Below are 26573 nucleotides of genomic sequence, written 5' to 3' on the forward strand. Positions count from 1 at the left end.
AGCTCATACCATACAACTGAACCATCTCCTTTGAATTTCTGACCTGAATATTTTTAACCTTAACCCTTGGAACCGAAAGTCGTCATGCTTGAGGCGGAATGTTTTTGCCATACGCCGCTCCTGCATCCAGATTTTGACCTGCATCCTTATGTAAGAATCGATTAAGTGGTTAACGTTAAAAAGTTCAAATGAAAAAGACAATACTTATAATAGACGATAGCGAGCCGATCAGGTTTTTACTGGAAACTTTCCTGAGCAGAAAATACAAAGTGGTATCTGCTACAGATGGCTACAGTGCCATGCTCTGGCTTGCCAAGGGAAATAAGCCCGATATGATCGTAACAGATATTCAGATGCCTAATATAGACGGTTGGGAGCTCATTGATCATTTAAGCGCCAATGAGCTGTATAACGATGTACCTGTGATTGTGCTGTCTGGCGTGGAAGCTCCCCAGGAGAGCGCCGCCAACAAGATCGTAGACTTCATCAGGAAACCCTTTGACCCCGTTAATCTGATGTCAACCATTGATAAGAACATGCAATTGTCGGCCAGGATGCTGACTGCATAAACCGAATACAACATCTTATTGCCGAATTTGTAAAGCCCTGAAATTATGATGTACAATTTGTCTCAAAGTTTACCTGTTACCAAGGAAAAAGCGCGATCACGCGTCATTACCATGCCCGCGGCCCACAAGGTATCTTACAATTTATCCATTGGCGGGAGCGACGCGTACGATCATATTTTACTGAAAACGGGCGTGCTGGCCATTACCACAGATGGCATTGCGGGTGTGAAGAGAGTGCTGCGCCGCCAGTTGCAGGCCAGGGAGCTGCCGGGGTTCATCGTTTTTAACATGGATGAGCACGCGGACATTTTCAAACCTTTTGTGGAGTATGTACACAGCAGCAAAACACTGAGCAAAGTACCATTGTTTGTATACAAAAAGAAATTTGACAAGGCGGATAAAGACAGGCTGGCCACTACCGGCGGCATAGACGGTATCGTTACCGCGTCTACCACTTTTGAAGCTTTCAGCAACAAATTGTCTTTTGCACAAAAAGTGAAACAGCTGGCCGCCGCCGAGGAGGCCGGCCGCCGTGTTAATGTGCAGGACGTATTCCGTTTAACCGGCCGCGTTGCCAAACGCGGTTTTGACATTGCCGTAGCCGGCAGCCTGCTGGTGGCGCTCAGCCCGCTTTTCCTCATCATTGCCGCGGCCATCAGGCTGGAGTCTAAAGGCTCCGTGTTCTATGTAGCGCCAAGGGCCGGCAAACGTTACCAGATATTCAAATTCTACAAGTTCAGGACAATGGTGGCAGATGCAGACAAGAAAGTGAAGGAGCTGCAGCACCTGAACCAGTATGACAATAAAGACGACAAAAACGGCGCCGTGTTTTTCAAGCTCTCCAACGATCCGAGGGTGACTAAAATAGGCGCCTTTTTAAGAAATACCAGCCTGGACGAGATTCCCCAGCTGATCAACGTGCTCAAAGGAGACATGTCCCTGGTGGGCAACCGGCCGCTGCCGCTGTACGAAGCGGCTACGCTCACCACAGACCGCTACGCGGAAAGGTTCATTGCCCCCGCCGGCATTACCGGGCTGTGGCAGGTGAAAAAGAGAGGGAAGAAAGATATGAGCGTGGATGAGAGAATAGGACTGGACATAGATTACGCCAAAAAACACTCATTTTTTTACGACATGCGTATTCTTGCCAATACGCCTGGCGCACTGATCCAAAAAGAGAACGTATAGGATACAGAGAATTTTACTAACACACTGAATACTACTGAACACAATGGAACCACACTTGCAACCGCTGGTATCGATCATTGCATTGAACTACAATCAGACCAACGTTACCTGCGAATTCCTGGAGTCCACCAAATTGTTAACCTACCGGAACTTTGAAACAATTGTAGTGGATAACGGCTCAACCGTAAACCCTACGGCACAGATGAACGCAGGTAATTACCCCAACCTGAAAATTCTGCTGAGCGAAAAGAACCTGGGCTTTACCGGCGGCAACAACCTGGGCATGCAGCATGCCAAAGGCGATTTCATCTTTATTGTGAATAACGATACGGAAGTAACGCCAGACCTGATAGAGCGCCTGCTGGAACCTTTTTACAAAGACGGGAAGATTGGCGTGGTATGCCCCAAGATCCGTTTCTTTCACCATCCCAATGTTATCCAGTACGCCGGTTTCCATAAAATGAACCTGCTGACCGGGAGAACAGGCGCCGTAGGCAGCCGGGAAGAAGACAAAGGGCAGTATGACGGCGAAGGCCCCACCCATTGCGCACATGGCGCCGCCATGATGGTAAAAAGGGAAGTAATCGAGAACGTAGGCATGTTCGCAGACAAGTTCTTTATATATTATGAAGAGTCTGACTGGTCTGCCCGCATCATCCGCGCCGGTTACACCATTTATTATACCGGCAAGGGCCTGATCTACCACAAGGAGTCTATCACCATGGGCAAGGAGAGCGCCATCAAGGCGTACTACCATACGCGCAACCGTATTCTGTACATGCGCCGCAATACCAACAAGCTGCAGCTGACCAGCTTCCTGCTCTTCTTCACCTTTTTCACCTTCCCCAAATCTGTACTGAAATACACGGTGAAAGGGCAGTTTGAGCACCTGAAGTCTTTTCTGAAAGGTACGTTCTGGAACGTGACCAATTCAAGTTATTCAACTATCTAAAAAAACATCAACATGAAAATAAGATCTCTCGTTACCGGCGGCGCCGGATTCATCGGTTCCCATGTGGTGAGCCATTGCCTGAACATGGGGCATGAAGTAGTGGTGCTGGACGACTTGAGCGGTGGTTTTGAAGACCATATTCCCGCCGGTGCGGTGTTTGTACAGGGTTCCGTAACAGATGAGCAGCTGGTGAGCAGCCTGTTTGCAGAGTACAAATTCGATTATGTTTACCACCTGGCGGCTTACGCGGCCGAAGGCCTTTCCCACTTCATCCGCCGGTTCAACTATAACAACAACCTGATAGGTTCCATCAACCTCATCAATGAGGCGGTAAAATACAAGGTGAAATGTTTTGTGTTCACCTCTTCCATTGCGGTATACGGCGCAGGGCAGCTGCCCATGCGGGAAGATATGATCCCCACCCCGGAAGATCCCTACGGCGTGTCCAAATACGCGGTAGAGCTTGACCTGAAGGCAGCCCATGAAATGTTTGGCCTGAATTACGTGGTGTTCCGCCCGCACAACGTGTACGGCGAAAACCAGAATATTGGGGACAAGTACCGCAACGTGATAGGCATTTTCATGAACCAGATCATGCAGGGCAAACAGCTCACCGTGTTCGGTGACGGGGAGCAGACCCGCGCCTTCAGCTATATAGACGACGTGGCCATTCCCATAGCCCAATCCGTTAACCTGCCCGCCGCTTACAACCAGGTGTTCAACATCGGGGCAGACAAGCCTTACACCGTGAACGAGCTGGCAAAGGTGGTATGCAGCTGCTTCGGCGTTACGCCTGACATTAACTACCTGCAGGCCCGCAACGAGGTGATGCACGCCTATTCAGACCATACCAAGGCGCATGGCGTGTTCGGCAGCGGCTCAGGCGTAACCCTGGCGGAAGGCATTGAACGCATGGCCAAATGGGCGCAAAGAGTAGGCGCCCGCCAGAGCAAGGAATTCGACAACATCGAGATAACAGAAAAATTACCGCAGGGCTGGGCTCCCAAGGCCGAAACTGCCGCTACACCCGCATAATGTTGCCGCAAAGGAAAATACGCGTACTGCAAACCATCCGCCAGGGTCTTATTGGCGGCGGGGAAACGCATGTGCTGAGCCTGGTAGGGCAGCTGGACCGCAGCCGTTATGAGCCTGTGGTGCTGTCTTTCACGGGCGGGCCCATGATTGAGCAGCTGCGTAAAATGGGGGTGGAGCATTATGTGATACCCTCCCTCAAGGCATTTGACCTGGGGCAGTGGAAAAAAGTGAAGGCCCTGCTGGTAGAGAAAAATATTGACATGGTGCATGCGCACGGGTCAAGGGCGGCCAGCAACCTCTTTTTCCCGGCGCGGTCACTGAAAATACCCATGCTGTACACCATTCACGGCTGGTCTTTTCATGACGACCAGTCTTTTCCCATAAAGTGGGCGCGTGTGATGTCTGAACGTTTTCTCACGGCCAACATGCAAAGGAACATTGCCGTGAGCGCTTCCAACTTCCAGACGGGCAGGGCGCATTTCCGCAACTTCCGCGCTACGGTGATCAACAACGGCATAGACCTCCGCAAGTTCAGCACCACCGCAGTGCAGAGCAACATCCGGCAGGAGCTGGGCATTCCGGAAGAACATATACTGGTTGGTTTCATTGCACGGATGACGGCACAGAAAGACCCGCTCACCATGCTGCGCGCTTTTGCGCGGGTGCTGGAAAGCCGGCAGCAAATTACGCTGCTGATGGTAGGGGAGGGTGAGCTGGCCGCTGAAGCGCGGCAACTGGCAGAGCAGCTGGGTATTGCCGGGCAGGTAATATTCCAGCCCTTCCGGCAGGATGTACCGGAGCTGCTGGCCGCTACAGACATCTATTGCCTGCCCTCCCTCTGGGAAGGCTTGCCGATAGGGCTGCTGGAGGCCATGGCCATGGAGAACGCCGTGATCGTAACGCGGGTAGACGGCTCCAAAGAGATCATCCGCCACCAGGAAAACGGGTGGATGATTACCCCCGGCAATAAAAACGAGCTGGCGTCAGCCATTACTACGCTGGCCAATAATGCGGCCCTGCGCGGCATATTGCAGCAGGCAGCGCTGGAAACGGTACGCAACGGCTTCAACGTGGAGGGCATGGCCCGCCAGGTGGAGCAGGTATATGCAGACATCTGGACCGCTAAAAACAAGGTACTAGCATGACAACAGTTTTACACCTCATATTCTGGACCATACAGGCGGCATTGGCCTTCTACCTGCTGCTGCCTACCTTCTTCCTGCTGGTGTACGGCATCAAACGGCTGCTGGGCCTGCAAGCCTCGCCCTACGCCAAAGCCGCGGCCAAACCGCAGGAAAAGGAATACAGCTTTGCGGCCATCATTACGGCCCACAAAAGCCTGCAGCTGGTGCCGCCGCTGGTAGATTCCCTGCTGCGGCAAACATACCGCAACTTCAAGGTATACGTGGTGGCGGATGCCTGCGACCGGGTAGACGTGCAGTTCAATGATCCCAACGTGATAGTGCTGCAGCCGCCCGCTGCGCTCAACGCCAAAATAAAGTCTATAGACTTCGCCATTAACAACTTCGTGGAAGCGCATGACGCGCTGATCATTTTTGATACGGACAACCTGGTGCGGCCTGATTACCTGGCCGTGCTCAACACTTACTTCAACCTGGGCTATCGCGCCGTGCAAACCAACATGCTGCCTAAAAACACGGATAGCCTCATGTCAAGGCTGGACGCGGCGGGCAACCTGTACTACAATTTTGTAGACCGGCGCATGCGCATGGAGCTGGGCATGTCTGCCCACATCTGGGGCCTGGGTATTGCCATTGAAACGGCGCTGTACCGCTCCGTGGTGTACAACAACTTCCTGGGCGGCTTTGATAAAAAGGTGCAGGCGGATATTGTAACACGCGTGCCGGTACTGGCCTATGCGGAAGAAGCGGTGGTGTATGACGAGAAAATAGAGAGCGGCGAGGCGCTGGAGAAACAACGCACCCGCTGGCTGCATGCCTATTTCAAATACTTCCGCTACGCCTGGGACGTGTTGTGGAAAGGCCTGCGCACCTTCAATTTCAACCTCGTATTCTTTGGCCTGCAGCTGATGCGGCCGCCGCTGCTGCTGCAGCTGGGCGCGGCCTTCATTTGCCTGGCCATCAGCCTCTTTACCGGCGGGGCGCTGGTATGGGCGGCCATCATTGCCCTGTTCATCATCACCTTCTTTGCCATTGTGAGAGTGATGAGCCACGGCACAGCCATCGTAAAAGCGCTGCTGTACCTGCCTGTGTTCATGTACTACCAGGCACGGGCGCTGCTGCGCATCAAAAAAGCAAGTAAAACCTACCTCAAAACTGAAAACACACAGGTGGTGTATATAGAAGATTTATTAAAACGCACCGGACACTAAACTGATTTTACAATGAAAGACAACGCATATTATCCTTCCCTGAGGAACGTAGGAAAATATCAGAAGTACATCAGCTATTTCTGGGAATACGCCAGGTACTCCGACTGGAAGTCTATCCAGGCAGCCTGCCGCTACCTGGTATTCAACAAGCCCCCCAAACGCCCCTGGACCAGCCGCTCTCAGTTCGGCACCTTCTTTTTGCGCCCCGGCACTAACGATTTCCAGTTCATCAACTATGCGTATGAAAAGGAAGTGCATGACTACATCAAACAAAACCTCGGCAAAATAGACGTGTTCATAGACGTAGGCGCCTGCATCGGGGAGTACTGCGTATGGCTGGGCGCTCACAAGATCAGGTGTTTCGCCTTTGAGCCGGTGAACCACCAGGCTTGCGAAACCAATATAGACCTCAACAACGTAGCGCAATATGTAACCCTCTTTCCCTGCGGCCTTGGCAGCAAGGAAGAAGTAGTGAGCTTTGACGTAAAAACGGTAGTGACCAGCTCCAGCACTATAGACCGGAGCGGCAAGGGCCGGAACAAGATACAGATCTCCACGCTGGACAAAATGATGGCCGGCGCCAGTGTTGCCCCGGAAGACCGCATTGTGATGAAGCTGGACATTGAAGGCATGGAGCTGGAAATGCTGGAAGGCAGCCGGGAGTTCATTACCAGCCATCCCCACATCGAAATAATTTATGAACATACCTTTTCAGGCAACAATGAAATTGCCGAAAAGCTGCAGGAGTACGGAGACTTTGAGTTCCGCCTGCTGGACGAAGTAAATATGCTGGCTACGAAAAAAGGGCCGGCAAAGAAATAACCAGCCCCCCTGGTGTATTACAGATCGCAGGGCTGCCGGGTTCTCCGTGCAGCCCTTTTTTTATGCAGGTTGTGCAAGGCGTTTGTTATACTCCCGTTCAATCATTTCCAGCAGCATGGGCAGCAGCACCAGCATGAGGGGAATGAGGTAGTACCGGCTTTCCGCCGCCATGGAGCCAATGAGGTGAACGCCCAGCCACACGGGCACCAGCGGCAGCGCCCATATTCTCAGCAATATGGAGTTGTACCGGAAGCTGAGCAGGGCGGTGAGGGGCAGCATGCCCAGCACGCCGTATATTTCAAAATAGGTTTTCACCGCCTGGCCGCTGAGCAGGTTGAGCTTCAGCAGCCGCAGCCCCAGCGGCACCTGGTGAACAGACACGAGATCTGGCGGCCGGAAGCCGTAGTAGTTGCGGATGGCCAGGAAAATGGCGAAGAACACGGCCAGGCTGGCCAGCGTAACCGTCCACACGCGCGGGGCGGGTATGCGCAGCCATGGCCAGCCGAAGAGCGGTTTCCCTTCCGGGCGCATCACCGCCGCGGCCAGGAAATAAAGGCCGGGTATGAGCAGCGCCGTTTCCCGGTTGAGGGCGCCCAGTATGGTAATAGGCAATATCCACCAGTCGTTTTTCCGGTAGAGTATCACGCAGGCCATCCAGAGGAACAGCACCAGGTCCATGTAGGTATTAAAAGACAGATCGCTGTTGTGCGCGCCATTGCCCATGCAGAAAGAAACGAACAGCAGGGTAAAACCTATCAGCCAGTTGCTGCGCGTAAAGCAGGCAAACAGTGCAAACCCCAGCGCATAAATGGCCGCATGCAGCGCCAGCCGGAAGGCAATGAAGATCAGCAGGTAAATGAAGGTTTCCTTGTTATTGAGCTGCGACTGGAAAACGGCCGTTTCATCTGCCGCTTTTTTATCGTCGAAATGTATGACGGTTTCTGCGGGTATCAGCTTGTCTATGCTGTGATCATACGCCCATTTGGCGGACTCTATCAGCAGGGGGCACAGCACGCGGTATTGCCAGGGGTTGAAAAATTCCGAATTGCCCTCCATGAACCGGATATGACGCTCGTATTGCTGCGTACCGCGGGCATAATAATAATTCTTGTAAATGGGATAAAAAGAAGCCAGCAGGAGGCTAACCAGAATGATGGCTTTTTTGTACCAGGGGCCGCGGCAGGCGTCCTTTAACCGTTGAAACATGAGGTCTTGACTTTAGTAATGATCAATTGCGGTTTTTCGGTAAAGGATGATGGCACCGGCGCACAAAAATAGTCTTTTTCCTGCCAAAACGGAATATTCCTTAACTTTCCTTACACGCAAAGAATATCAATATGGCAGAAGAAACAATAGAAGTGCGCCAGCTGACGGCGGAAGACTACCGTGACCTGAAAGAGTCCATGCTGAGCGCCTATGCAGACATGCCGGGCAGCTACTGGCGGGAGGGCACCATTCAGCGGCTGACGAGCCTTTTTCCCGAAGGGCAGATAGCCGTGGCCGTTAACGGCAAGGTGGTGGGCTGCGCCCTGTCTATCATTGTGGACTATGAAAAGTTCGGGGACGATCATACCTACGAGCAGATCACCGGTTATTATACGTTCAATACCCATAACCCGAAGGGAGACACGCTGTACGGCATAGAAGTGTTCGTCAACCCTGAGTATCGGGGCCGCCGCCTGGCCCGCCGCCTGTACGATGCCCGCAAGGCCCTCTGCGAGCACCTGAACCTGGAAGGCATTGTGGCCGGGGGGCGCATTCCCAATTACGAAAAGTACGCCGGGGAAATGAGCCCGCGGGAGTACATCGAGAAGGTGCGTGACAAGGAGATCTATGACCCTACGCTCACCTTCCAGTTCTCTAACGATTTTATTGTAAAGAAGATATTGCGGAACTACCTGCCCAACGATGCGGCGTCTAAAGGCTTTGCCACGCTGCTGCAGTGGTTCAATATCTATTACGAAAAAGACCGGGATACCATCCGCTACAACAAGTCAACCGTGCGCATAGGCCTGGTGCAATGGCAGATGCGCAGCTACGCCGGCATTGCCGGGCTATTGCAGCAGGTGGAGTTTTTTGTGGATGCGGTGAGTGATTATGAGGCGGACTTTGTAGTGTTCCCGGAGTTTTTCAACGCCCCGCTCATGATGGAGTTCAACCAGCTGGACCCGGCCGCGGCCATCCGCGGGCTGGCCAAATACACGGAAGAGCTGCGGGAGGCCTTTTCAAAAATGGCCGTGTCTTACAACGTCAACATCATTACCGGCAGCATGCCTATTGTGGAAGACGAGCTGCTGTACAATATTTCCTACCTCTGCCGCAGGGACGGTACGTACGAGTCTTTCAAAAAGATACACCCCACGCCCAGTGAGGTGTATTCCTGGGGCATGAAGGGCGGCAACGAAGTGCGCGTGTTCGATACGGACGCGGGCAAGGTGGGCATCCTGATCTGCTACGATGTGGAATTCCCCGAACTGACGCGCATACTGGCGCAGCAGGGCGTGCAGATACTGTTTGTGCCCTTCCTGACGGATACGCAGAACGGCTACAACCGCGTGCGTTTCTGCGCCCAGGCCCGCGCCATCGAAAACGAATGTTATGTGGCCATTGCCGGCTGCGTGGGCAACCTGCCGCAAGTGAACAACATGGACCTGCAATATGCGCAGTCTGCCGTGCTCACGCCTTCAGACTTTGCTTTTCCCGTAACCGGCATCAAGGCAGACGCCACGCCCAACACGGAAATGATAGTAGTGGCAGACGTAGACCTGGTGCTGCTCAAAGAGCTGCATGCATTTGGAAGTGTGCAAAACCTGAAAGATCTTCGCACAGATTTATACGAAGTGATACTCAAAAAAAAGTAACAGACCATGCATCAACATACCGTGAACCTGGCCTTGCAGATAGTGCCGCAGGTAGCCTCAGACAAAGTGTACGCCGTGGTGGACGAGGCCATTGCCGTTATCCAGGCCTCCGGCGTAAAGTACCGGGTATGCCCTTTCGAGACCGTTATGGAAGGGCGGTACGATGAGCTGATGGATATTGTGAAACGCGCGCAGGAAGTGTGTTTCAAAGCAGGGGCGGGGCAGCTGCTGGTATACCTGAAAATACAGAACAACCAGCATGCAGACGTGACCATTGAAGACAAAACGGGCAAGTACGACGGTTGATAACAGCCTGAAAAAAATAACCTCTCCGGCCATACCGGAGAGGTTTTTTATTGATGTGACGTACCGTTACGGTTTGCTGAACAGCACGCCGCCAAATACCAGGTAAGCCATGGCCAGCGTAACCAGTATATTGAATACCTGCGCAATAATGAATGCCATGGCAGGCCGGCCGTTTTCCATCTTGAAAATATCCGTGAACCGGGTTTCCAGGCCTATGCAGGCAAAGGCCAGCGCAAAGAAGCAGGTTTGCAGGTCTTTGATGCTGCCTTTCACCGCTTTTACCGTGTCGGGAGATAAAACAAAGGAGAAGATGAGCGATACCAGGATGAAGCCCAGCACAAATTTGGGAAAGCGGTCCCAGATGGTGCGCAGGCCGGGTTTGGGCTGGTTGGTCTCCTTTTTGGAGTACGTCCACCAGATGGAGATAAAGAACGCGGCCACGCCCAGCAGCACGTTTTGCGAAAACTTCACCAGCGTAGCGTATTTCAGCGCTTCTTCCCCCAGCATGGTACCCGCGGCCACTACCGCCCCGGAAGTATCTATGGTGCCGCCCAGCCAGGCGCCGGCCACTTCGGGAGACATGTCCATCCACCGGGCAATGTAAGGCATGAATATCATCATGGGGATGGCCACTATCAGCACCAGGGAGATCACGTGGCTGAGCTTTTTATTGTCTCCTTCAATGGCGCCGGAAGTGGCAATGGCGGCAGATACGCCGCAGATGCTCACCGCGCTGGAGATCATCATCCGGAACTCATCGTCCAGCCCGAATTTTTTACACAGCCAGAAAGTGGTGTACCATACGGTGAACACCACCACTACGGATTGTAAAACGCCCAGTCCGCCGCCTTTCAGTATTTCCTGGAAAATAATGCCCGCGCCCAGCATCACCAGGCCGGTTTTAATGAACAGCTCCGTTTGCAGCACGGGTTTGATCCATTCCGGCAGGCCGGTTACGTTGCTGATAAAAAGGCCCAGCAGCAGGCTGAAGAGCACAATTTCAATACCCAGGTCACGCACCCAGGTATTGCCGGTGATCACCTGCGCAAACATGGAAATGACCATAATGGCCAGCAGGCCCGTGGCCAAACCGGCGGTTACTTTTTTGCCGCCCAGCAGGAAGGCAATGACGAGGCTGCCCAGCACCCAGATAAAGAGGCCGCCCATGCGGGTAAAGTTGCCGGCGCTGCCCAACTGCTCCAGCAGCTCGCTGCCGCTGCTCCAGGAAAATTTGGGCATGGCGGGGTGCAGGCCCAGCAGGATCAGCACAATACTGGCAAAGGCCAGTATCACGGCAATCCAGTCTTCATGTAATGGTTTTCGTTCTTGCATCAGTTAATGGTTAGTGAAAAAAGAAATATCCTATCAGAATGGCCGCTACCACGCCTACAACATCGGCCACCAGGCCGCAGGCAAGGGCATGTCTTGTTTTTTTGATGTTCACGGAGCCGAAGTACACGGCCAGTACATAAAAAGTAGTTTCTGTAGAGCCTTGCAGAATGCAGGCCATGCGCCCCTGGAAGGAGTCTGGCCCATAGGTTTGCATCACTTCCACCATCAGGCCCCTGGCGCCGCCGCCGCTGAAGGTTTTCATAATGCCCACCGGCAGGGCGGGCACAAAGTCTGTATTCATGCCCAGCGCGGCCACAACGGCGGCAATGCCGTCTGTAATAAAATTCAGGCAGCCCGTTATCCTGAACACGCCGATGGCCACCAGGATGCCCACCAGGTAAGGAATGATCATCACGGCGGTGGTGAAACCTTCCTTGGCGCCGTCTATAAAGGTTTCGTACACGTTGATCTTCTTTTTTACGCCCATCAGTATGAAGGCCAGCAGCACGGCAAATATCAGCACGCCGCCCACTGTGGCGGTATAGGCCGCGATCCGGTCGGTCGGCATATTGTGCATCCAGGTGTAGATGCCGAACATGAGCAGCAAAAAGCCGCCTACAAACACCAGCACGGGCAGGCGGAAGAGGTTGATGCGCTGCACCACGGCCACGGCCACAATGCCGGATATGAAAGAAATAAAGGTGCCCAGCATGGTGGGTATAAAAATATCTGCGGGGTTGGCTGCGCCCATAGAGAGGCGTACGGCCATTACGGCGGTGGGAATGATGGTGATGCCGGCCGTGTTCAGCACCAGGAACATGATCTGCGAGTTGCTGGCCGTGTCTTTATCAGGGTTGATGTCCTGCAGCTCTTTCATGGCCTTCAGGCCTATGGGCGTGGCCGCATTGTCAAGCCCCAGGGCATTGGCGGAAAAGTTCATCACAATGGAGCCCATGGCGGGGTTCTTTTTGGGTATGCCGGGAAAGAGCCTGGAAAACAGCGGGTTCACCCATTGCGCCAGCTTTTCTATCACACCCGCCTTTTCGCCTATTTTCATGATGCCCAGCCAGAAGGTCATCACCCCGGTAAGCCCGATGGCTATTTCGGCGGCCGTTTTCCCGTTCTCGAAAGTGCCCGTCATCATTTTCCCGAAGATTTCCGTGTCTCCCTCAAAAATGAGCCGGTAGAGCGCCACCAGAAACCCTATCACAAAAAAGGCTATCCAAACATAATTTAACGCCATAGCAGTCTGTTACAAATTATTGCGGAACAAAATAGGGAATAACGGCGGAAAATAAGGAATAACTGACGAAATAAATAAATAATTAAATAACAAAAAGCAATAATTCGTAACCCCTGATTGACAAATCATAAAGGAGAATGTGTTATCTTTGCGCAAATTTTTGAAAAAATGGCTTTACAAGCAGGAATAGTAGGATTACCGAACGTGGGGAAATCAACCTTGTTTAACGCAGTTTCCAACAGTGCCAAAGCGCAGGCGAGCAACTACCGCTTTTGCACCATTGAGCCCAACGTAGGCCTGGTAGACGTTCCTGACGAGCGCATCTCCAAACTGGAAGAGCTGGTGAAGCCGAACCGCACGGTGCCTACCACCATAGAGTTCGTAGACATTGCCGGCCTGGTGAAAGGCGCCAGCAAAGGGGAGGGCCTGGGCAACAAGTTCCTGGCCAACATCCGCGAAGTAGACGCCATCGTGCACGTGATCCGCTGTTTTGAAGACGATAACATTCTCCGTGAAGAAGGGGCTATTAACCCTGTAGGGGACAAGGAGATCATTGATACCGAACTGCAGCTGAAAGACCTGGAGAGCGTGGAGAAGAAGATTGCCCGTACGGAAAAGATGGCCAAAACCGGCGGCGACCCGAAGGCCAAAGCCGAGTTTGAAGTGCTGAAACGCTGCAAGGAGCACCTGGAGAAAGGCAAGAACATCCGCGAGCTGGACCTGGGCAAAGAAGAGCGCAATGCTATTGCAGACCTCTTCCTGCTTACGGAAAAACCCGTGCTGTACGTGGCTAACGTAGACGAAGCGTCCCTGCTGACCGGCAATAAATTCTCTGAAGCGCTGAAAGAGGCCGTGAAGGCCGAAAAGGCAGAGGTGATAGTAATGAACAACTCCATTGAAGCGCAGATCACGGAAATGGAAGACCCGGCAGACAAAGAGCTGTTTTTCTCCGAATACGGCCTGACGGAGCCTGGCCTGAACCGCCTGATCCGCTCTACTTACAAGCTGCTGGACCTCATCACTTATTTTACGGCCGGCGTGCAGGAAGTGCGCGCATGGACCATTCACCAGGGCTGGAAAGCGCCGCAGGCTGCCAGCGTGATCCATACGGATTTTGAAAAAGGCTTTATCAAGGCGGAAGTGATCTCTTACGAAGATTACGTGAAATACGGCTCCGAAGCCGCTGCCCGCGATAACGGCCGCTTACGCATTGAAGGCAAAGAGTACGTTGTGAACGACGGGGATGTGATGCATTTCCGCTTCAACGTATAGACCAAAGATACCCATGAGCGATCATGAGGGTTACAACAAAATAGAAGGCCTCCCGGATTACCGGGGGGCCTTCGCTATTATGGCAAATAAACAGGAGCCGGAGGGGTTACCGCAGCAGCTCGTCAAACGTGAGGCTGAGATAATAAACAGCGCCAATTGACGGGTTGCCGAAAGAGGTGGTGTAATACTTGTTCAGCACGTTGGAGCCGCCCAGCTTGATAGTGGCTTTGGCGGAAGGCACGCGGTAGCTGACCATGGCATCCAGCGTGCTGTAAGAGGGCACTTCGCCCACAGCGAACGTGGAAGTCCAGATATAGGCATCCTGCCAGCGGAAGTTCACGTTAAAGCCGAGGTTCTTGTACACGTTCCTGTTGCCCAGGCCCAGGTTGAAGCGCACCTTGGGCGTATTGAAATCATTGTAAAGCCCTACCGGTGCTTTGGTCATGTCGTTATAAGATACGTTGCCGCTCACCTGCCAGGTGTTCACCACGTAGTCAAGACCCAATGCAAAACCTTGCGTCACCACCTTGTCCGGGTTATTGTTCACGGTAGAGAAGATATTGGGATTGGCCAGGCCCGGCAGCGTACCGTCAGGGCTCTGGATGAGCGCAATGATGTTGATGAAGTCTTTGTAGGAATTGTAATAATAATAAGCGTCTATCAGCAGCCGGTTGGCTATCAGGCCACGGTAACCAACTTCATAGGCCTGCACGCTTTCCGGCTTGAAGGGCTGCGGCGTATACTGCTGCAGGTCTGCCGGGTTGCCCGTTTGGCGGAAACGCTGGAAACTTTCCTGTGTATAGCCCTTGTTGTTGTTGAGGTTGTACTTCTCATACATTTCCGGCAGCCCGCCGATGAGCCGTGTATTGGCGCGCACCAGCAGGTCTATGTACTGGTTCTGGGTAGTGGGGATGCGGAAGCCGGTTTGATAGGAGAGGCGGATGTTATTGTCTTTCGCCACGGTAAACACGGCGGAAAGGCGGGGCGTGAAGCGGCCTTCAAAGTTCTCGTTCTTGTCGTACCGCACAGAGCCCAGCAAGGCTATCCGGTCTTTTGCCAGTTTTTTGCCCACCTGCAGGAAGCCGCCGTACTCATCTATCTTGATGTCATTGACGGCATCGTCAAAAATGGTGCCTTCGGAATTGAGCGCGTAGCGGCGGTAGGAGGCGCCCACCTGCAGATCAAATATTTTGATGAGGTCTGAGAAGTTGTACATGCCCTCATAGTGGTAGAGATTGGTCTTGTCGTTGAACTTGGCGCCGCCTCTGCCGGCGCCCACCCCGATGTAGCGGCTGGTAAGGGAATCCATCGCCTTGTCAAACTGCGGGGTGCCGGGCGTCAGCCTGTTCCTGTCTGCATACGCCCGGGCAATGGAATGGGCGGTAACGCTGTCTTTTATGCCCGGCGCGCCGGGGAATACGCCCATCCGCGCCTGGTTGTATACCGTAGCATATTCAGGGAACCAGCCGCCGATCACTGCGCCGGCGCCATTGCGGATTACGCTGGGGTTGTAAGACTCGTTCAGCAGCGAGGCCAGCGCGGTGGCGTTATAGGCTTCCCCGGAACGTTCCTGCGTGGTATACCCCCGGAGAAAGTAACGTTTGCCTTTCAGCTCAATCTTGTACTGGCCCAGGTTGAAGTTTTTGAGGGAATAGCGGTCGGCGCCCGTGTACACACTGGTACCCATGCCCCAGTTGCCGTGCAGTATCAGCTCCAGCTCGGAGTTGAAACGGTAATGGAAGGCCGCATTGGTTTTGAGGCTCTTGGTATCGTAATCTACCAGGTCTTGTTCCCTGAACCCGGTTCTTGACACGGTAACGCCGTTCAAAAGGCCGCCGGTGGCGTCAAAGCGGTTATTGATCTCGTCCCCGTAAATATTAATGCCGTCATAGTTGGGATCGTTGCGGTGGCTGAAGCCGCCTTTGGTTTGCAGGGTAATGCGGTCAAAATTGGTAGAATCCGCTCCCCACCAGTCGTTAGCCTGCAGGTAGGAAACGTTCACCTTGAAGCCGAATTTGCCGAAGGCCTTGGCGTAGCGGGCCGTAATTTCCGGGATGAAACCGGTCTGGCCGCGCGGGGAGTTGCCAACATGGTTGATGCCGCCTTTCAGCTGGAGGCTGAGGCCCTGGTAATCAAACGGGTTCTTGCTGGTCATGAGCAATGTACCGTTGGTGCCGCCCGCGCCGTACAAGGCGGAAGAGGCGCCCGGCAGCAGCTCCACGCTTTCCACGTCCAGCTCGGAGATACCTACAATGTTGCCCACGGAGAAGTTGAGGCCGGGGGCCTGGTTGTCCATCCCGTCTATGAACTGGTTGAAGCGGGTGTTGCCGTTGGCATTGAAGCCCCTGGTGGTTACGGAACGGAAGGTGAGGCTTTGCACGCTGCTTTCCACGCCTTTCATGTTGTTGATGAAATCGTAAAAACTGGGCGTGGGCGTTTCCCTGATGGCGCGGGTGCTGAGCTTTTCAATAGACACCGGAGATTCCAGGATGCTCTGGGCAACGCGGCTGGCGGATACCACCACTTCCTGCCCCAGTATTTCCGTGGAGGCCAGCTGTACGTTAACGGCCTGGGAGGCGTCTGCAACCGCCACTTCCTGAGATTTGAAGCCTACATAGGAGAATACCAGCGTGAGCGGGAGGGAGCGGGTAGTGTTGACCCTGAACTCGCCGTTGGCATTGGTAACGGCCCCGCTGGCGGCGCCTTTCACGGAAACCGTTACGCCGGGCATGCCCTGGCCCGTGGAGGAGTTAACAACGGTACCGGTAATGGTGTGCTGGGTTTGTGCCGGGCTTATTTGCCATGTTGCCAGCAACATTACAAACAGCAGGCACTGCATACGTAAAGTGCATTTCATAAAGTGAGAATTTAATGAGGAGTTTGGCTGATCTGAAAGGTATTTAAACAGTGCTTTAATTAAATATAAAGAAAATTTACATGCGGCACGCGCCAGGGTTACAACTGTTTTTAAATTCTTCCCAGAAGTTAAGGGTTTTTTGGATAAATGAAAAAAAATCTATTAATGGATTGATTAATAGTCAATTAAAGGGCTGAATAAATCTGATATAATTATTCCTGCTCCAGGAAACCGGCCAGTATGCCGCCTATCTTTTCGAACTCTATCAGGAACCCGTCGTGGCCATAAGGAGAGTCTATTTCGTGGTAGATGGTGTTGAGCATATGGGTAGCCAGCAGCACCTGCTCTTCCGGGGGACAGAGAATATCGCTGGTAATGCCTATCAGCAGGGTTTTCTGGGTGATCTGGCGCAGGGTGGTGAATATTTCTTCGTGCCGTCCGCGGGCTATGTTGTGGCTGTCCATGGCTTTGGTGAGCAGCCAGTAGCTCTGGGCGTTGAAGCGTTTTACCAGTTTGTCTCCCTGGTAGAGGATGTACGAGGAAGCCTTGAAGTGGTCTGTCTTTTCCTTGTCAGGGTCTGTTTGTGTGCGCACAAAGGTGTGGTAGTTGCGGTAGGTGAGCATGCCGATGGCCCTGGCCGCTTTGAGGCCTTTGGCGCCCGCCTGGGGCTGCGCTTCTTCCCAGGTGCCGTCTGCTTCAATGGCCAGCCGCTGCGCGGTGTGCACGGCAATGCCCCAGGGGCTTTCCGCCGCGCCGGTGCAGAGGAGGAACAGCTTGCTGATACGCTCCGGTTCCATGAGGGCCCATTCCATTACCTGGTAGCCGCCCATGGAGCCGCCCACCAGCAGGTGTATCTGCTCTATGCCCAGGTGTTTGCGGAGCAGCATGTGCGCATGCACAATGTCCCGGATGGTGACCTGGGGGAACGTGCGGTACCAGGGCGCGCCGGTGGCCGGGTTCACAGAAAGCGGCCCTGAGCTGCCATAGCAGGAGCCCAGTATGTTGGCGCATACAATAAAATGTTTTGCAGGGTCTATTACCCGCCCTTCTCCAATGAGGCCCTGCCACCAGTCAGCCACATCCGAATTGGCGGTAAGGGCATGGCATACCCACACCACGTTACTGGCATGCCGGTCAAGCGTTCCGTAAGTATGATAGGCAATTTCCAGCCCCGGCAGCACCGCGCCGGACTCGAGCGTAAATGGTTGATGGCTATGGAAGGTTTGCAATGGCACCTGCTAACAAAATTTGCGCAAACCTACAAAAGTCAGATACGAATTACAAATTACATGTAATCAATTATGGCTTTATGAATGCGGCTTGTCATATAATACTACCGGTTATTTATTATTTTACCGGTTTACCAGTAAATTTGTAACCAAATCAGCAAACACATATGAAGATCGCTTTACAGAGAATAGACGACGGTTTTAACATGGAGGCAGTGGACGAGCAGGGCCACAAGGTGTTGATGGACTCATCCGTAGAGAACGGGGGAAAGAACAACGGCGTACGCCCGATGCAGATGCTCATCATGGGCCTTGGGGGCTGCTCCGCCATAGACGTGGTGATGATCCTGAAGAAGCAGCGCCAGGAGATCAAAGACTTCCGCATTGAAATTGAGGCGGAGCGGGAAAAGGGCAAAGAGCCGTCTCTCTGGGAAAAAGCGCACATTGTGTTTCACCTTACAGGCAACATAGATGCAGACAAAGCGGCCCGCGCCGTAGAGCTGTCCATGAACAAATACTGCTCCGTGGCGGAAACGCTGCGCCAGGGCAAAACCAGCCTTACCTGGGAAATAAAGCTCAATCAATAGGCAGATTCAAAGCAAGCGCATGAAGAAAAGAAGGAACAAACCAACCTGGCACCCGGAAACCCAGGCCATCCGGATACAATCCGAACGCACCTCACACATGGAACACAGCGGCCCGCTGTACCTGACCTCCAGCTTCTGTTATGAAGATGCGGAGGCCATGCGCGCCGCTTTTGCAGATCAAACGGACGCTTACATCTATTCCCGTTTCAGCAACCCTACCGTACAGGAGTTTACAGACCGCATGTGCGCCCTGGAAGGCGCGGAGGCAGGTTTTGCCACCGCTTCGGGCATGAGCGCCGTGTTTGGCAGCTTCATGGCTTTCCTGAAAACGGGAGACCACCTGTTGTCTTCCGCCTCTGTATTCGGCTCCACCCATACCGTTATTACCAAGTTTTTGCCGAAGTGGGGCATTGAGCATACGTATTTTGACCTGACCAAACCGGAAAGCGTGGAAGCGCTGATACGGCCCAATACAAAAATGATCTTCGTGGAAACGCCTTCCAACCCCGGCCTTGACCTGGTTGACCTGGAGGCGCTGGTGAAAATAGCGAAGCAGCACAAGGTGATCGTAAACGTAGACAACTGCTTTGCTACGCCCGCGCTGCAGAAGCCGCTGGCCCTGGGCGCAGACCTGGTAACGCATTCCGCCACCAAGTGGATAGACGGGCAGGGGCGCGTGCTGGGCGGCATTGTGCTGGGCCGCAGCGAGCTGGTAGACGAAGTGCGGGCCTTTTGCCGCAGCACCGGGCCGGCCCTGTCTCCCTTCAACGCCTGGGTGCTGAGCCGCGCGCTGGAAACCCTGCATGTACGGATGGCGCGCCACTCCGCCAGCGCCCTGGCGCTGGCCACCGCGCTGGAAGGCAACTCCAGCCTGGAATGGGTGAAATACCCCTTCCTGCCCAGCCACCCGCAATACGCCATTGCCCAAAAACAAATGACAGGCGGCGGCGGCATTGTTTGTTTTGAGCTGAAAGGCGGGCTGGAAAGAGGGCGCCGCTTCCTTGACAAGCTGGAGCTGCTGAGCCTCACCGCCAACCTGGGAGACAGCCGCAGCATTGCTTCTCACCCGGCGTCTACCACGCACGCCAAGCTCAGCGAGCAGGAGCGGCTGAACGTGGGCATTACGCCCGGGCTCATCCGCATTTCCGTTGGCCTGGAACATGCCGGAGACATTCTGCAGGATATTGAACAGGCGCTTGACGCCAGTAAATAAATGAATACCGGGCGCAGCGCGCTGACGTTGCGCCCGGTATTGTTTGCCACCCCAAACATCACCTGCCCCATATTTCCAGGATTCCTTAAATTGAGTACTGTTTAAATTATATTGTCTGTTCTATGCGTTTTATCCTCTCCCTATTGCTGACGGCCCTGCTCGGTTACATCCTGGGTATTTTTCTGGACTGGTGGAGCGTGGCGCTGGCCGCATTCGTAATAGCCCTGTTATACCCGCAGCCGCCCGGCAAGGCATTCATCAGCGGCTTCCTGGCCGTTTTCCTGCTTTGGGGCGTGCTGGCCACTGTCATGGATGTACGTAACGATCATATTCTGGCTACGCGCATGGCCAACCTCATCCTCCAGTCTCCCTCCCCAGGCCTGATGGTGGTGATCACCGCGGTGCTGGGTGGTATAGTAGGGGCGCTCAGCGCGCTTTCCGCTTCTGTACTGCGGTACAGGAAGCCCGCAGGGAGAGGCTGAGCACCACTTGTTAAAGTTGCTTTAAAACAGCGGCAGGGGCGTATGCCGTGTAGGGCCATCCGTTATTTTTGACATATGATGAAATATCTACTCCTTTCCCTGCTTTTGTTCGTTGCTGTTCAAACCCAAGCCACCCTCATCAAAGGCACCGTTTCCAACCAGAAAGGCGAGCGCCTGCCTTTTGCCACCGTCATGATCAAAGGCACCACCAACGGCGTAACCACCAATGCAGACGGCGTATACCACCTGGAAGTGGCGGCCGGCAGCTATACCATTGTTTGCCAGTACATGGGCTATAAAAAGGTGGAAAAGGCCGTACAGGCCACTGGCGCCGAAGTACAGGCAGATTTTGTGCTGGAGCCTGTCAGCTTGCAGATCAGGGAAGTGGTCATCAAATCAGGCGGGGAAGACCCTGCCTACGCCATCATCCGCCAGGCTATCAAAAAGCGCTCTTTTTACCAGCAGCAGGTCAAAAAATATACGGTAGACACCTATATGAAGCTGCAGGCCAAAATGCGGAAGATGCCCAAAAAGGTATTCGGCCAGAAAATAGATACGGAAGATGTTGGGGTAGACTCTACGGGCAAGGGCATTTTCGGCTTGTCAGAATCCGTTACCCGTGTTTCTTACGAAGCGCCCAACACCAAGCTGGACGTTATTTCCAGCCGGCAAAGCGGCGGCGGCCTGGGTTTCAGCATTCCGGCCACCATCAGTTTTTACGACAACAATGTAGAAGCCATTACCTCGCAGCTGGGGCCGCGCGGCTTTATTTCCCCCATCTCCGAAAACGCCATCTTCTACTACAAATACCGGCTGGAAGGCTCTTTTATGGATGACGGCAAGCTGGTGAACAAGATCAAGGTAATACCACGGAGGAAATACGAGCCGCTGTTTGCCGGGCATATTTTCATCACGGAAGATGACTGGCGCATTCATAGCACAGACCTGATGCTCACCAAAGAATACCAGCTGGAGCTGCTGGACACGCTGGTGATACGGCAAACGCATGTGCCCGTTACGCCGGAAGTATGGCGCACCAAAGACCAGGTGGTATACCTGGCCCTGAAAATGTTCGGGTTTGATGTAGTGGGCAACTCCGTGCAGGTGTATTCCAACTACAACCTCCACCCCGTGTTCCCGAAAGGCTTTTTCAACAAGGTGATCATGAAGTATGAAAAGGATGCGGCCCAGCGCGGGCTGCAATATTGGGACAGCATACGCCCCGTGCCGCTGGAGGCCGATGAGGCGAGAGACTTCAAAGTGAAAGACAGCATTGCCCAGGCGCGGCGGGATTCTTCGCGCTCCCGCTACCACCTTGATTCCCTGCGCAAAAAACCGCAGCCGGTAAAGCTGGATGATGTAGTACTGAACGGCTGGGGCCATACCTGGTATTTCCGGCGGGACACTACTATACAGGCCCACCGTTTCAACATGCGCTCCCTCATCAGGGGGCTCAGCTACAACACGGTGGAAGGCGTGTCCATGGTCATTGAGCCGAGCGTCACCTTCAGCCTGCCCAACCGCCGTGTGCTTACGTGGACCAATAATGTACGTTACGGCTTCAACAATACCCACCTCAACGCGTACACCGGCCTGCGCCTCTTTGGCAACAACGAAGACGGCTTCGGCTCCCGCAATGTATGGACGCTGGAAGGCGGTAAAAAAGTGCAGCAGTTCAACCGGGAAAACCCCATTGGCCCCATTATGAACTCGCTGTACACCCTGTTGCTGAAAGAGAACTACATGAAGCTGTACGAAATCTGGTTTACCCGGGCGCAGTTTTCCCGCAACTTCCAGAACGCCATGCACCTGAGCGCGGAAGTGAACTACGAAAGCCGCATACCAGTAGAGAACACTACTGATTTTGTGGTGTTCAAAGACGCCCGGAAAACCTTTACGCCCAACCACCCGCAGGAGCTGGCGGCCCTTCCTTTTGAGCGGGAGCAGGTGCTGACCGTATCAGGCATGCTGCGTTACCAGCCCGGCCAGCGTTTTATTGAATACCCGCGCTACAAGCAGGCCATTGGTTCCAAATACCCTACGTTTACGCTGCAATACACCAAAGGTTTTATAGACGGTGATTTTGACAAATGGAAATTCAGCGTGCGGGACGATATGAACTTCAAGCTGCTGGGCGCGCTGCAGTACAACCTTTCCGCCGGCGGCTTCTTCAACAATAAATCTGTCAGCATTCCAGACCTGCAGCATTTCAACGGCAACCAGACATTTTACAACATCAAGTACGTGAACAGCTTCCAGCTGGCGCCGTATTACCAGTACAGCACCTCCGCGGGCTTTTACGCTGCCGCCAACGTGGAGCATCATTTCAACGGTTTGCTGACCAACAAGATACCTTTGTTCAACCGGCTGAAATGGAACCTGGTGGCCGGTTCCAACGCGTTTTATGTGAACAGGGCCAATAATTACGTGGAGGTGTTTGCCGGGTTGGAAAACATTTTTAAAGTGATACGGGTAGATGTGGTGGCCGGTTACCAGAGCCAGGCAGATACGCGTATAGGCGTACGCGTGGGCTTCGGGGGAATATTGGGGAGCGCGTTCAGGTTTGAATAAAAGTTTATAGTTTGTTTGCGGATGTGTGCAATAAATTTTTTACGCCCGCTACCTGGTTATCCTTCGGTGAACGTTCGGTGATCCTTCGGTCAACCTTCGGTTAAACTCCCTCAAACCCGTACTGCCACCGAACAACACCGAAGGATCACCGAAGGATGGCAGGAGGATGTCAGCAGGCTGGGCGTGTTTTTTGTGTTTTTCTTTCTTATTTGCCTGATTTTGGGTTTTTGTGACGGTTTGGATACTTGGATTGTCGGGCGGGAAAATGCGGCCTGAAAGCGCTAAAAATGGCCTTTGGTGATGTTTGCATCAAACGGCAGCTGGCAGGTTCGTAAAGGGAGGTTATGTGTTGTTATGGCACAATAATGATATAAATGTAAACAATGTGAAACCCCGGCATTTTTGTGCCGGGGTTTATAGGTTTGCAGTTGGTTGTACCTATTGCCCGAACACGCCGGTATTCCCTTTTTCCCATTCCTTCATCAGCGCTTTCACCAGCGCCGGTTGTTCCGCCGCAATGTTGCGGTTCTCATACGGGTCTGTTTGATGATCGTACAATTCCACGGTGGGCTCTTCTGCACGGAAGTATTTTGTAAGGCGGTAGCGCGGCGTGCGTACGGTAATGCCTTGCCTGAAGTAGCTGTAAGCCAGGTCCCGCCAGTCTGGCGCGGCGCCGGGGGCGGTGAGCAGCTGCGCAAAGCTGGCGCCGTCCGTTTCTACCGGGGTGTTTACGCGGCAAAGCTCCATGAGGGTGGGGTAGATGTCTGTGGCGCTCACTACCCGCTCACAGGTGAAACCGCGCTGCATGCCCGGTGTTTTTACCAGCAGGGCGCTGCGCAGCGACCATTCAAAGATGGTGTGTTTGCCCCAAACCAGGTCATCTCCCAGGTGCCAGCCGTGGTCTCCCCAGATCACGATGATCGTGTTTTTATCCAGGCCATTCTGTTTAAGTGCGGCCAGCAGTTTGCCCACTTGCGCATCAATGTAGCTGATAGCGGCATAATAGGCGTGGCGCAGTTTGCGGGCGTATGCGTCTGATACCGGGCCTTCCAGGGAAGGCTTTTCATCTCCGGCCTTGTAAGACTTGAACTCTGCGCTGGGGTGCAGGCTGGCGGTGCTTACATGGGCAGGGATGCCGGGAGAAGGCGTGAGCGAAATGCGGGACTCGTCATACAGCTTCCAGTATTTTGCCGGGGCGTTGAAAGGGAGGTGCGGTTTGAAGAAACCCACGCCCAGGAAGAACGGCTGCTTTTTACCGGCCAGCTCTTTCAGCTTTTTTACTGCCAGCGCCGCCGTGAGCCCGTCAGGGTAGGCATCGTCGTTGTCCGGGCCTGCTTCGTAGGGTTTTACTTCACCCTTCCTGCCCTGGCGGTTGGAGCCGTCTGCATAGGCAAAGAATGCATTCCAGCCGGTTTTCCATTTGCCTGCGTCCATCAGCATTTCATCCCAGCTGTTGGGCAGCTCCAGCTCGTTGCTGCGGGGCGCGGTGTAGGGATAAATATAACCGTCTGCGGAGTGGCTGATCTTGCCGATGCCTACGGTATAATACCCGTTGCGGCGCAGGTTTTCGATGAAGGTTTCCGGCTTTTCTCCGCGAGGCTTGCCGGCCATCATCTTTTCAGCGGCATCGTTGCTGAGCCCCACCTTTGTACGCGGGTAGCGGCCGGTGAGCAGGGCGGCGCGCGATGCACCGCAGGTAGGCACGGCCACGTATTGCCGGTTGAACACTACCGCTTTGGCGGCAAATGCGTCTATGTTGGGAGAGTGTACCTCCTTGTTGCCATAGCAGCCGAAATCCGGCCGCAGATCGTCAATGCAGATGAACAGTACGTTCGGCTTTTGCTGTGCGGTGGCAGTGAGGCCAAGCGCCAGCAGGAGCAGGGCTGTCAGCCTGATGTGGTGCATGTATTTCATTTTGTTCCTTTCATCAATCATTATCTGTGATCTCCGTCAACGGCGGCTGGTTCTTTTCCGCGCCGGGGTAACCAATGTTCTGGTTGATAATGCCCAGCGTATTGGTGTTGATCACCTCCGCGGGCACCGGCCACAGCACGTGGTGAGGGCTGATGCGGCATTCGTTCTCGCCCCATTTGAGGTGCGTTCTGTAAAAATTGTTCTTGGCCATCACCCTGTCATACCAGTAGTTTTTGGTGCTGAAGTTCTCCAGCGTGTACCCGTTGAGGTGGTTTGTTGCCATAATATAGGAAATCCTCGTCAATTCCGTTTTACGGAACTCTTCCGCGTACAGCTCCCTGGCGCGTTCGTCCAGTATGTACTCAATGGTAACCTCTGCGGCGGTGATCTCTTTGGCCTTTACGCGCCGGCGCACGGCGTTGATGTCTTCCGCGGCGGCGGCGTAGTTTTTCAGCCAGTAATAGGCTTCCGCCCGCAGCAGGTAGGTTTCCGCCAGGCGGTAAATGTACCAGTCACCATTGCCGCCGTTGGGCACCTGGCCGGCGCCGCCCTGCGGCACGTAGGCAATATAGTAGGGGAAGGAGAAGTAGTGCTGGAAAGTGTCTGCCTTTGCGCGCAGCCTGTTGGGATCTATGGGTTTGCCTACGTCTACGGAGCGGGGATTGTTGTATTTCAGCTCTTCCTTGAATATCCAGTTGCCGTCCCGGCGGCGCAGGTCGTTGGGGTCTGTCCACAGCTCATATTCATAGTAGTTGGAAGGGCGTAGGTTGGCATTGCCGCGGCCCAGGCTGTCGTATTGCAGGCCATTGTCTACCGTGCCGTTGGCGCCCCGGCTGTCCAGCACGCGCGTCCACCAGGTGGGCGTATAGTTGCGCATGGTGAAGGTGCCGCTGGTGCGGGCATCTTGCGGCAGCTCCCAGCGGTCTATAGTACCCAGGATGGTTTCTGTATTGGCGGCGGTATGAATGTTGGGCGGACGGTGCAGGTCCCAGATGTAGTTGCGGTACGGCTTGGACGCGTCTATGCCGAAGCGGGCCTGTACCAGTTTATGTTTGCCGCCAATCACCGCCGTAGCGGTGGTAACGGCCTTCTCAAAATTACCAGTGGCCAGGTAGATCTTGGTGAGCAGGTGAAGACCGGCAGCTTTAGAAGGAGCGCCGGGCGAAGTGGTTTCCGGCAGCCACTGCACGGCAAACTCCATGTTTTCCGTGAGCTTCTGCAGAATGGTGGTGCGGGCATGGCTCCTGAAATCAAGCCGGGGCGTGGTCAGCTCCTTGCCAATGAAAGGCACGTCCCCATACTCGTGCACCAGCAGGTAATACCAGTAGGAGCGGTGAAAATAGGCCTCCGCCAGTATGCTGTTCCGGTCTTGCTCGCTGGCCCAGGTAATGGCGTCTATACGGGTAATAACGGTGTTGGCTACACGGATGGGGCGGTAGCTCCATTCATAGTTGTCCAGCACGGAGTAGTTGCCGTCTGCGCTGGGTGTTACCTGCAGGTCCATATTACGGATGCCGTTATTGTTCAACGGCCCGGCGGCGCCCAGCTCGGAGAATACGCCTTCTGACACAACGGTATGCAGCTCTCCGTAAAAGGAGTTGCGCAGGTTTTTGCGCAGCGTGATCATAAAGGCTTCGTACCCTTTTTTATCTATCAACAGGTTTTCCGGCGCAAAGAAAGAAAGCGGTTCAGGCTTCAGCCAGTCTTTGGAGCAGGAGAACAGCATCACGCTGCAAAGTACCGGCAGTAGTATATATTTAAACAGTTTCATGTTTCCACATTTAATG

Annotated in this window: 21 protein-coding genes; 14 read left to right on the plus strand and 7 right to left on the minus strand. The window is 53.8% G+C overall.

All coding sequences use genetic code 11. The annotated features are described in order from the left end of the window. The first annotated feature begins 188 nt into the window (after nt 1-188). The 7 genes from ABDW36_RS16405 to ABDW36_RS16435 are packed head-to-tail and all read left to right on the plus strand — an operon-like array spanning nt 189 to nt 6919. Nucleotides 189-569, plus strand: a complete 381-nt coding sequence (locus ABDW36_RS16405; RefSeq protein WP_343703009.1) for a response regulator — start codon at nt 189-191, stop codon at nt 567-569. A gap of 45 nt (nt 570-614) precedes the next feature. Next, complete coding sequence (locus tag ABDW36_RS16410; protein ID WP_343703010.1) at nt 615-1757, plus strand: sugar transferase; 1143 nt, start codon at nt 615-617, stop codon at nt 1755-1757. 43 nt (nt 1758-1800) lie between these two features. Continuing rightward, entirely contained in the window at nt 1801-2709 is a 909-nt protein-coding gene (locus tag ABDW36_RS16415; protein ID WP_343703011.1) for a glycosyltransferase family 2 protein, read from the plus strand. A 12-nt stretch (nt 2710-2721) separates the two neighbouring features. Further along, nucleotides 2722-3744 (plus strand): NAD-dependent epimerase/dehydratase family protein, encoded by a 1023-nt coding sequence (locus ABDW36_RS16420; protein ID WP_343703012.1) that lies wholly within the window; start codon nt 2722-2724, stop codon nt 3742-3744. Continuing rightward, nucleotides 3744-4889, plus strand: a complete 1146-nt coding sequence (locus ABDW36_RS16425; RefSeq protein WP_343703013.1) for a glycosyltransferase family 4 protein — start codon at nt 3744-3746, stop codon at nt 4887-4889. Before ABDW36_RS16420 ends, ABDW36_RS16425 begins: the two co-directional genes overlap by 1 nt. After that, nucleotides 4886-6097, plus strand: a complete 1212-nt coding sequence (locus ABDW36_RS16430) for a glycosyltransferase family 2 protein (RefSeq protein ID WP_343703014.1) — start codon at nt 4886-4888, stop codon at nt 6095-6097. The genes ABDW36_RS16425 and ABDW36_RS16430 overlap by 4 nt, the downstream gene beginning before the upstream one ends. A 12-nt stretch (nt 6098-6109) precedes the next feature. Beyond that, nucleotides 6110-6919 (plus strand): FkbM family methyltransferase, encoded by an 810-nt coding sequence (locus ABDW36_RS16435; protein ID WP_343703015.1) that lies wholly within the window; start codon nt 6110-6112, stop codon nt 6917-6919. A 60-nt stretch (nt 6920-6979) separates the two neighbouring features. On the opposite strand, the gene ABDW36_RS16440 is transcribed toward ABDW36_RS16435, so the two are convergent. Continuing rightward, nucleotides 6980-8125 (minus strand): hypothetical protein, encoded by a 1146-nt coding sequence (locus tag ABDW36_RS16440; protein WP_343703016.1) that lies wholly within the window; start codon nt 8123-8125, stop codon nt 6980-6982. A 131-nt stretch (nt 8126-8256) separates the two neighbouring features. On the opposite strand from ABDW36_RS16440, the gene ABDW36_RS16445 reads away from it, so the two are divergent. Beyond that, nucleotides 8257-9780, plus strand: coding sequence for a bifunctional GNAT family N-acetyltransferase/carbon-nitrogen hydrolase family protein (locus ABDW36_RS16445; RefSeq protein ID WP_343703017.1), 1524 nt, complete (start codon nt 8257-8259; stop codon nt 9778-9780). Between the two features lie 6 nt (nt 9781-9786). Further along, a complete protein-coding gene (locus ABDW36_RS16450; RefSeq protein ID WP_343703018.1) occupies nt 9787-10086 on the plus strand; it encodes a thiamine-binding protein in 300 nt (99 codons plus the stop codon). A gap of 66 nt (nt 10087-10152) precedes the next feature. Here ABDW36_RS16450 and ABDW36_RS16455 read toward each other — a convergent pair whose 3' ends face one another. Together ABDW36_RS16455 and ABDW36_RS16460 are read right to left on the minus strand one after the other, a co-directional pair. After that, nucleotides 10153-11418, minus strand: coding sequence for a putative sulfate exporter family transporter (locus ABDW36_RS16455; RefSeq protein ID WP_343703019.1), 1266 nt, complete (start codon nt 11416-11418; stop codon nt 10153-10155). A 10-nt stretch (nt 11419-11428) separates the two neighbouring features. After that, nucleotides 11429-12661 (minus strand): nucleoside recognition domain-containing protein, encoded by a 1233-nt coding sequence (locus ABDW36_RS16460; protein ID WP_343703020.1) that lies wholly within the window; start codon nt 12659-12661, stop codon nt 11429-11431. Nucleotides 12662-12829: 168 nt separating this feature from the next. Here ABDW36_RS16460 and ychF point away from each other — a divergent pair, with 168 nt between their 5' ends. After that, nucleotides 12830-13933: a redox-regulated ATPase YchF gene (gene ychF / locus ABDW36_RS16465; protein ID WP_343703021.1), complete on the plus strand. Its 1104-nt coding sequence runs from the start codon at nt 12830-12832 to the stop codon at nt 13931-13933. 106 nt (nt 13934-14039) lie between these two features. Here ychF and ABDW36_RS16470 read toward each other — a convergent pair whose 3' ends face one another. Further along, on the minus strand, nt 14040-16790 hold the full coding sequence (locus ABDW36_RS16470; RefSeq protein WP_343703022.1) for a TonB-dependent receptor: 2751 nt from the start codon (nt 16788-16790) through the stop codon (nt 14040-14042). A gap of 212 nt (nt 16791-17002) precedes the next feature. After that, nucleotides 17003-18025 (minus strand): homoserine O-acetyltransferase, encoded by a 1023-nt coding sequence (gene metX / locus ABDW36_RS16475; RefSeq protein WP_343703023.1) that lies wholly within the window; start codon nt 18023-18025, stop codon nt 17003-17005. Nucleotides 18026-18186: 161 nt separating this feature from the next. Between metX and ABDW36_RS16480 the strand changes: the two genes are divergently transcribed. From ABDW36_RS16480 to ABDW36_RS16495, 4 genes are all read left to right on the plus strand, one after another. After that, on the plus strand, nt 18187-18606 hold the full coding sequence (locus tag ABDW36_RS16480) for an OsmC family protein (RefSeq protein ID WP_343703024.1): 420 nt from the start codon (nt 18187-18189) through the stop codon (nt 18604-18606). Nucleotides 18607-18625: 19 nt separating this feature from the next. Further along, nucleotides 18626-19819: an aminotransferase class I/II-fold pyridoxal phosphate-dependent enzyme gene (locus ABDW36_RS16485; protein ID WP_343703025.1), complete on the plus strand. Its 1194-nt coding sequence runs from the start codon at nt 18626-18628 to the stop codon at nt 19817-19819. 122 nt (nt 19820-19941) lie between these two features. Beyond that, nucleotides 19942-20301, plus strand: coding sequence for a hypothetical protein (locus tag ABDW36_RS16490; protein WP_343703026.1), 360 nt, complete (start codon nt 19942-19944; stop codon nt 20299-20301). Between the two features lie 75 nt (nt 20302-20376). After that, the gene (locus ABDW36_RS16495; RefSeq protein WP_343703027.1) at nt 20377-22872 is read left to right on the plus strand and encodes a DUF5686 and carboxypeptidase regulatory-like domain-containing protein; all 2496 of its coding nucleotides are present in this window, start codon (nt 20377-20379) and stop codon (nt 22870-22872) included. A gap of 438 nt (nt 22873-23310) precedes the next feature. Here the strand turns inward: ABDW36_RS16495 and ABDW36_RS16500 are convergent, their stop codons facing one another. Then, nucleotides 23311-24777: a sulfatase gene (locus ABDW36_RS16500; protein WP_343703028.1), complete on the minus strand. Its 1467-nt coding sequence runs from the start codon at nt 24775-24777 to the stop codon at nt 23311-23313. A gap of 22 nt (nt 24778-24799) precedes the next feature. After that, a complete protein-coding gene (locus tag ABDW36_RS16505) occupies nt 24800-26557 on the minus strand; it encodes a RagB/SusD family nutrient uptake outer membrane protein (protein WP_343703029.1) in 1758 nt (585 codons plus the stop codon). Nucleotides 26558-26573: the final 16 nt, after the last annotated feature.

The sequence above is a fragment of the Chitinophaga sp. genome (assembly GCF_039596455.1).
Lineage (GTDB): Bacteria > Bacteroidota > Bacteroidia > Chitinophagales > Chitinophagaceae > Chitinophaga.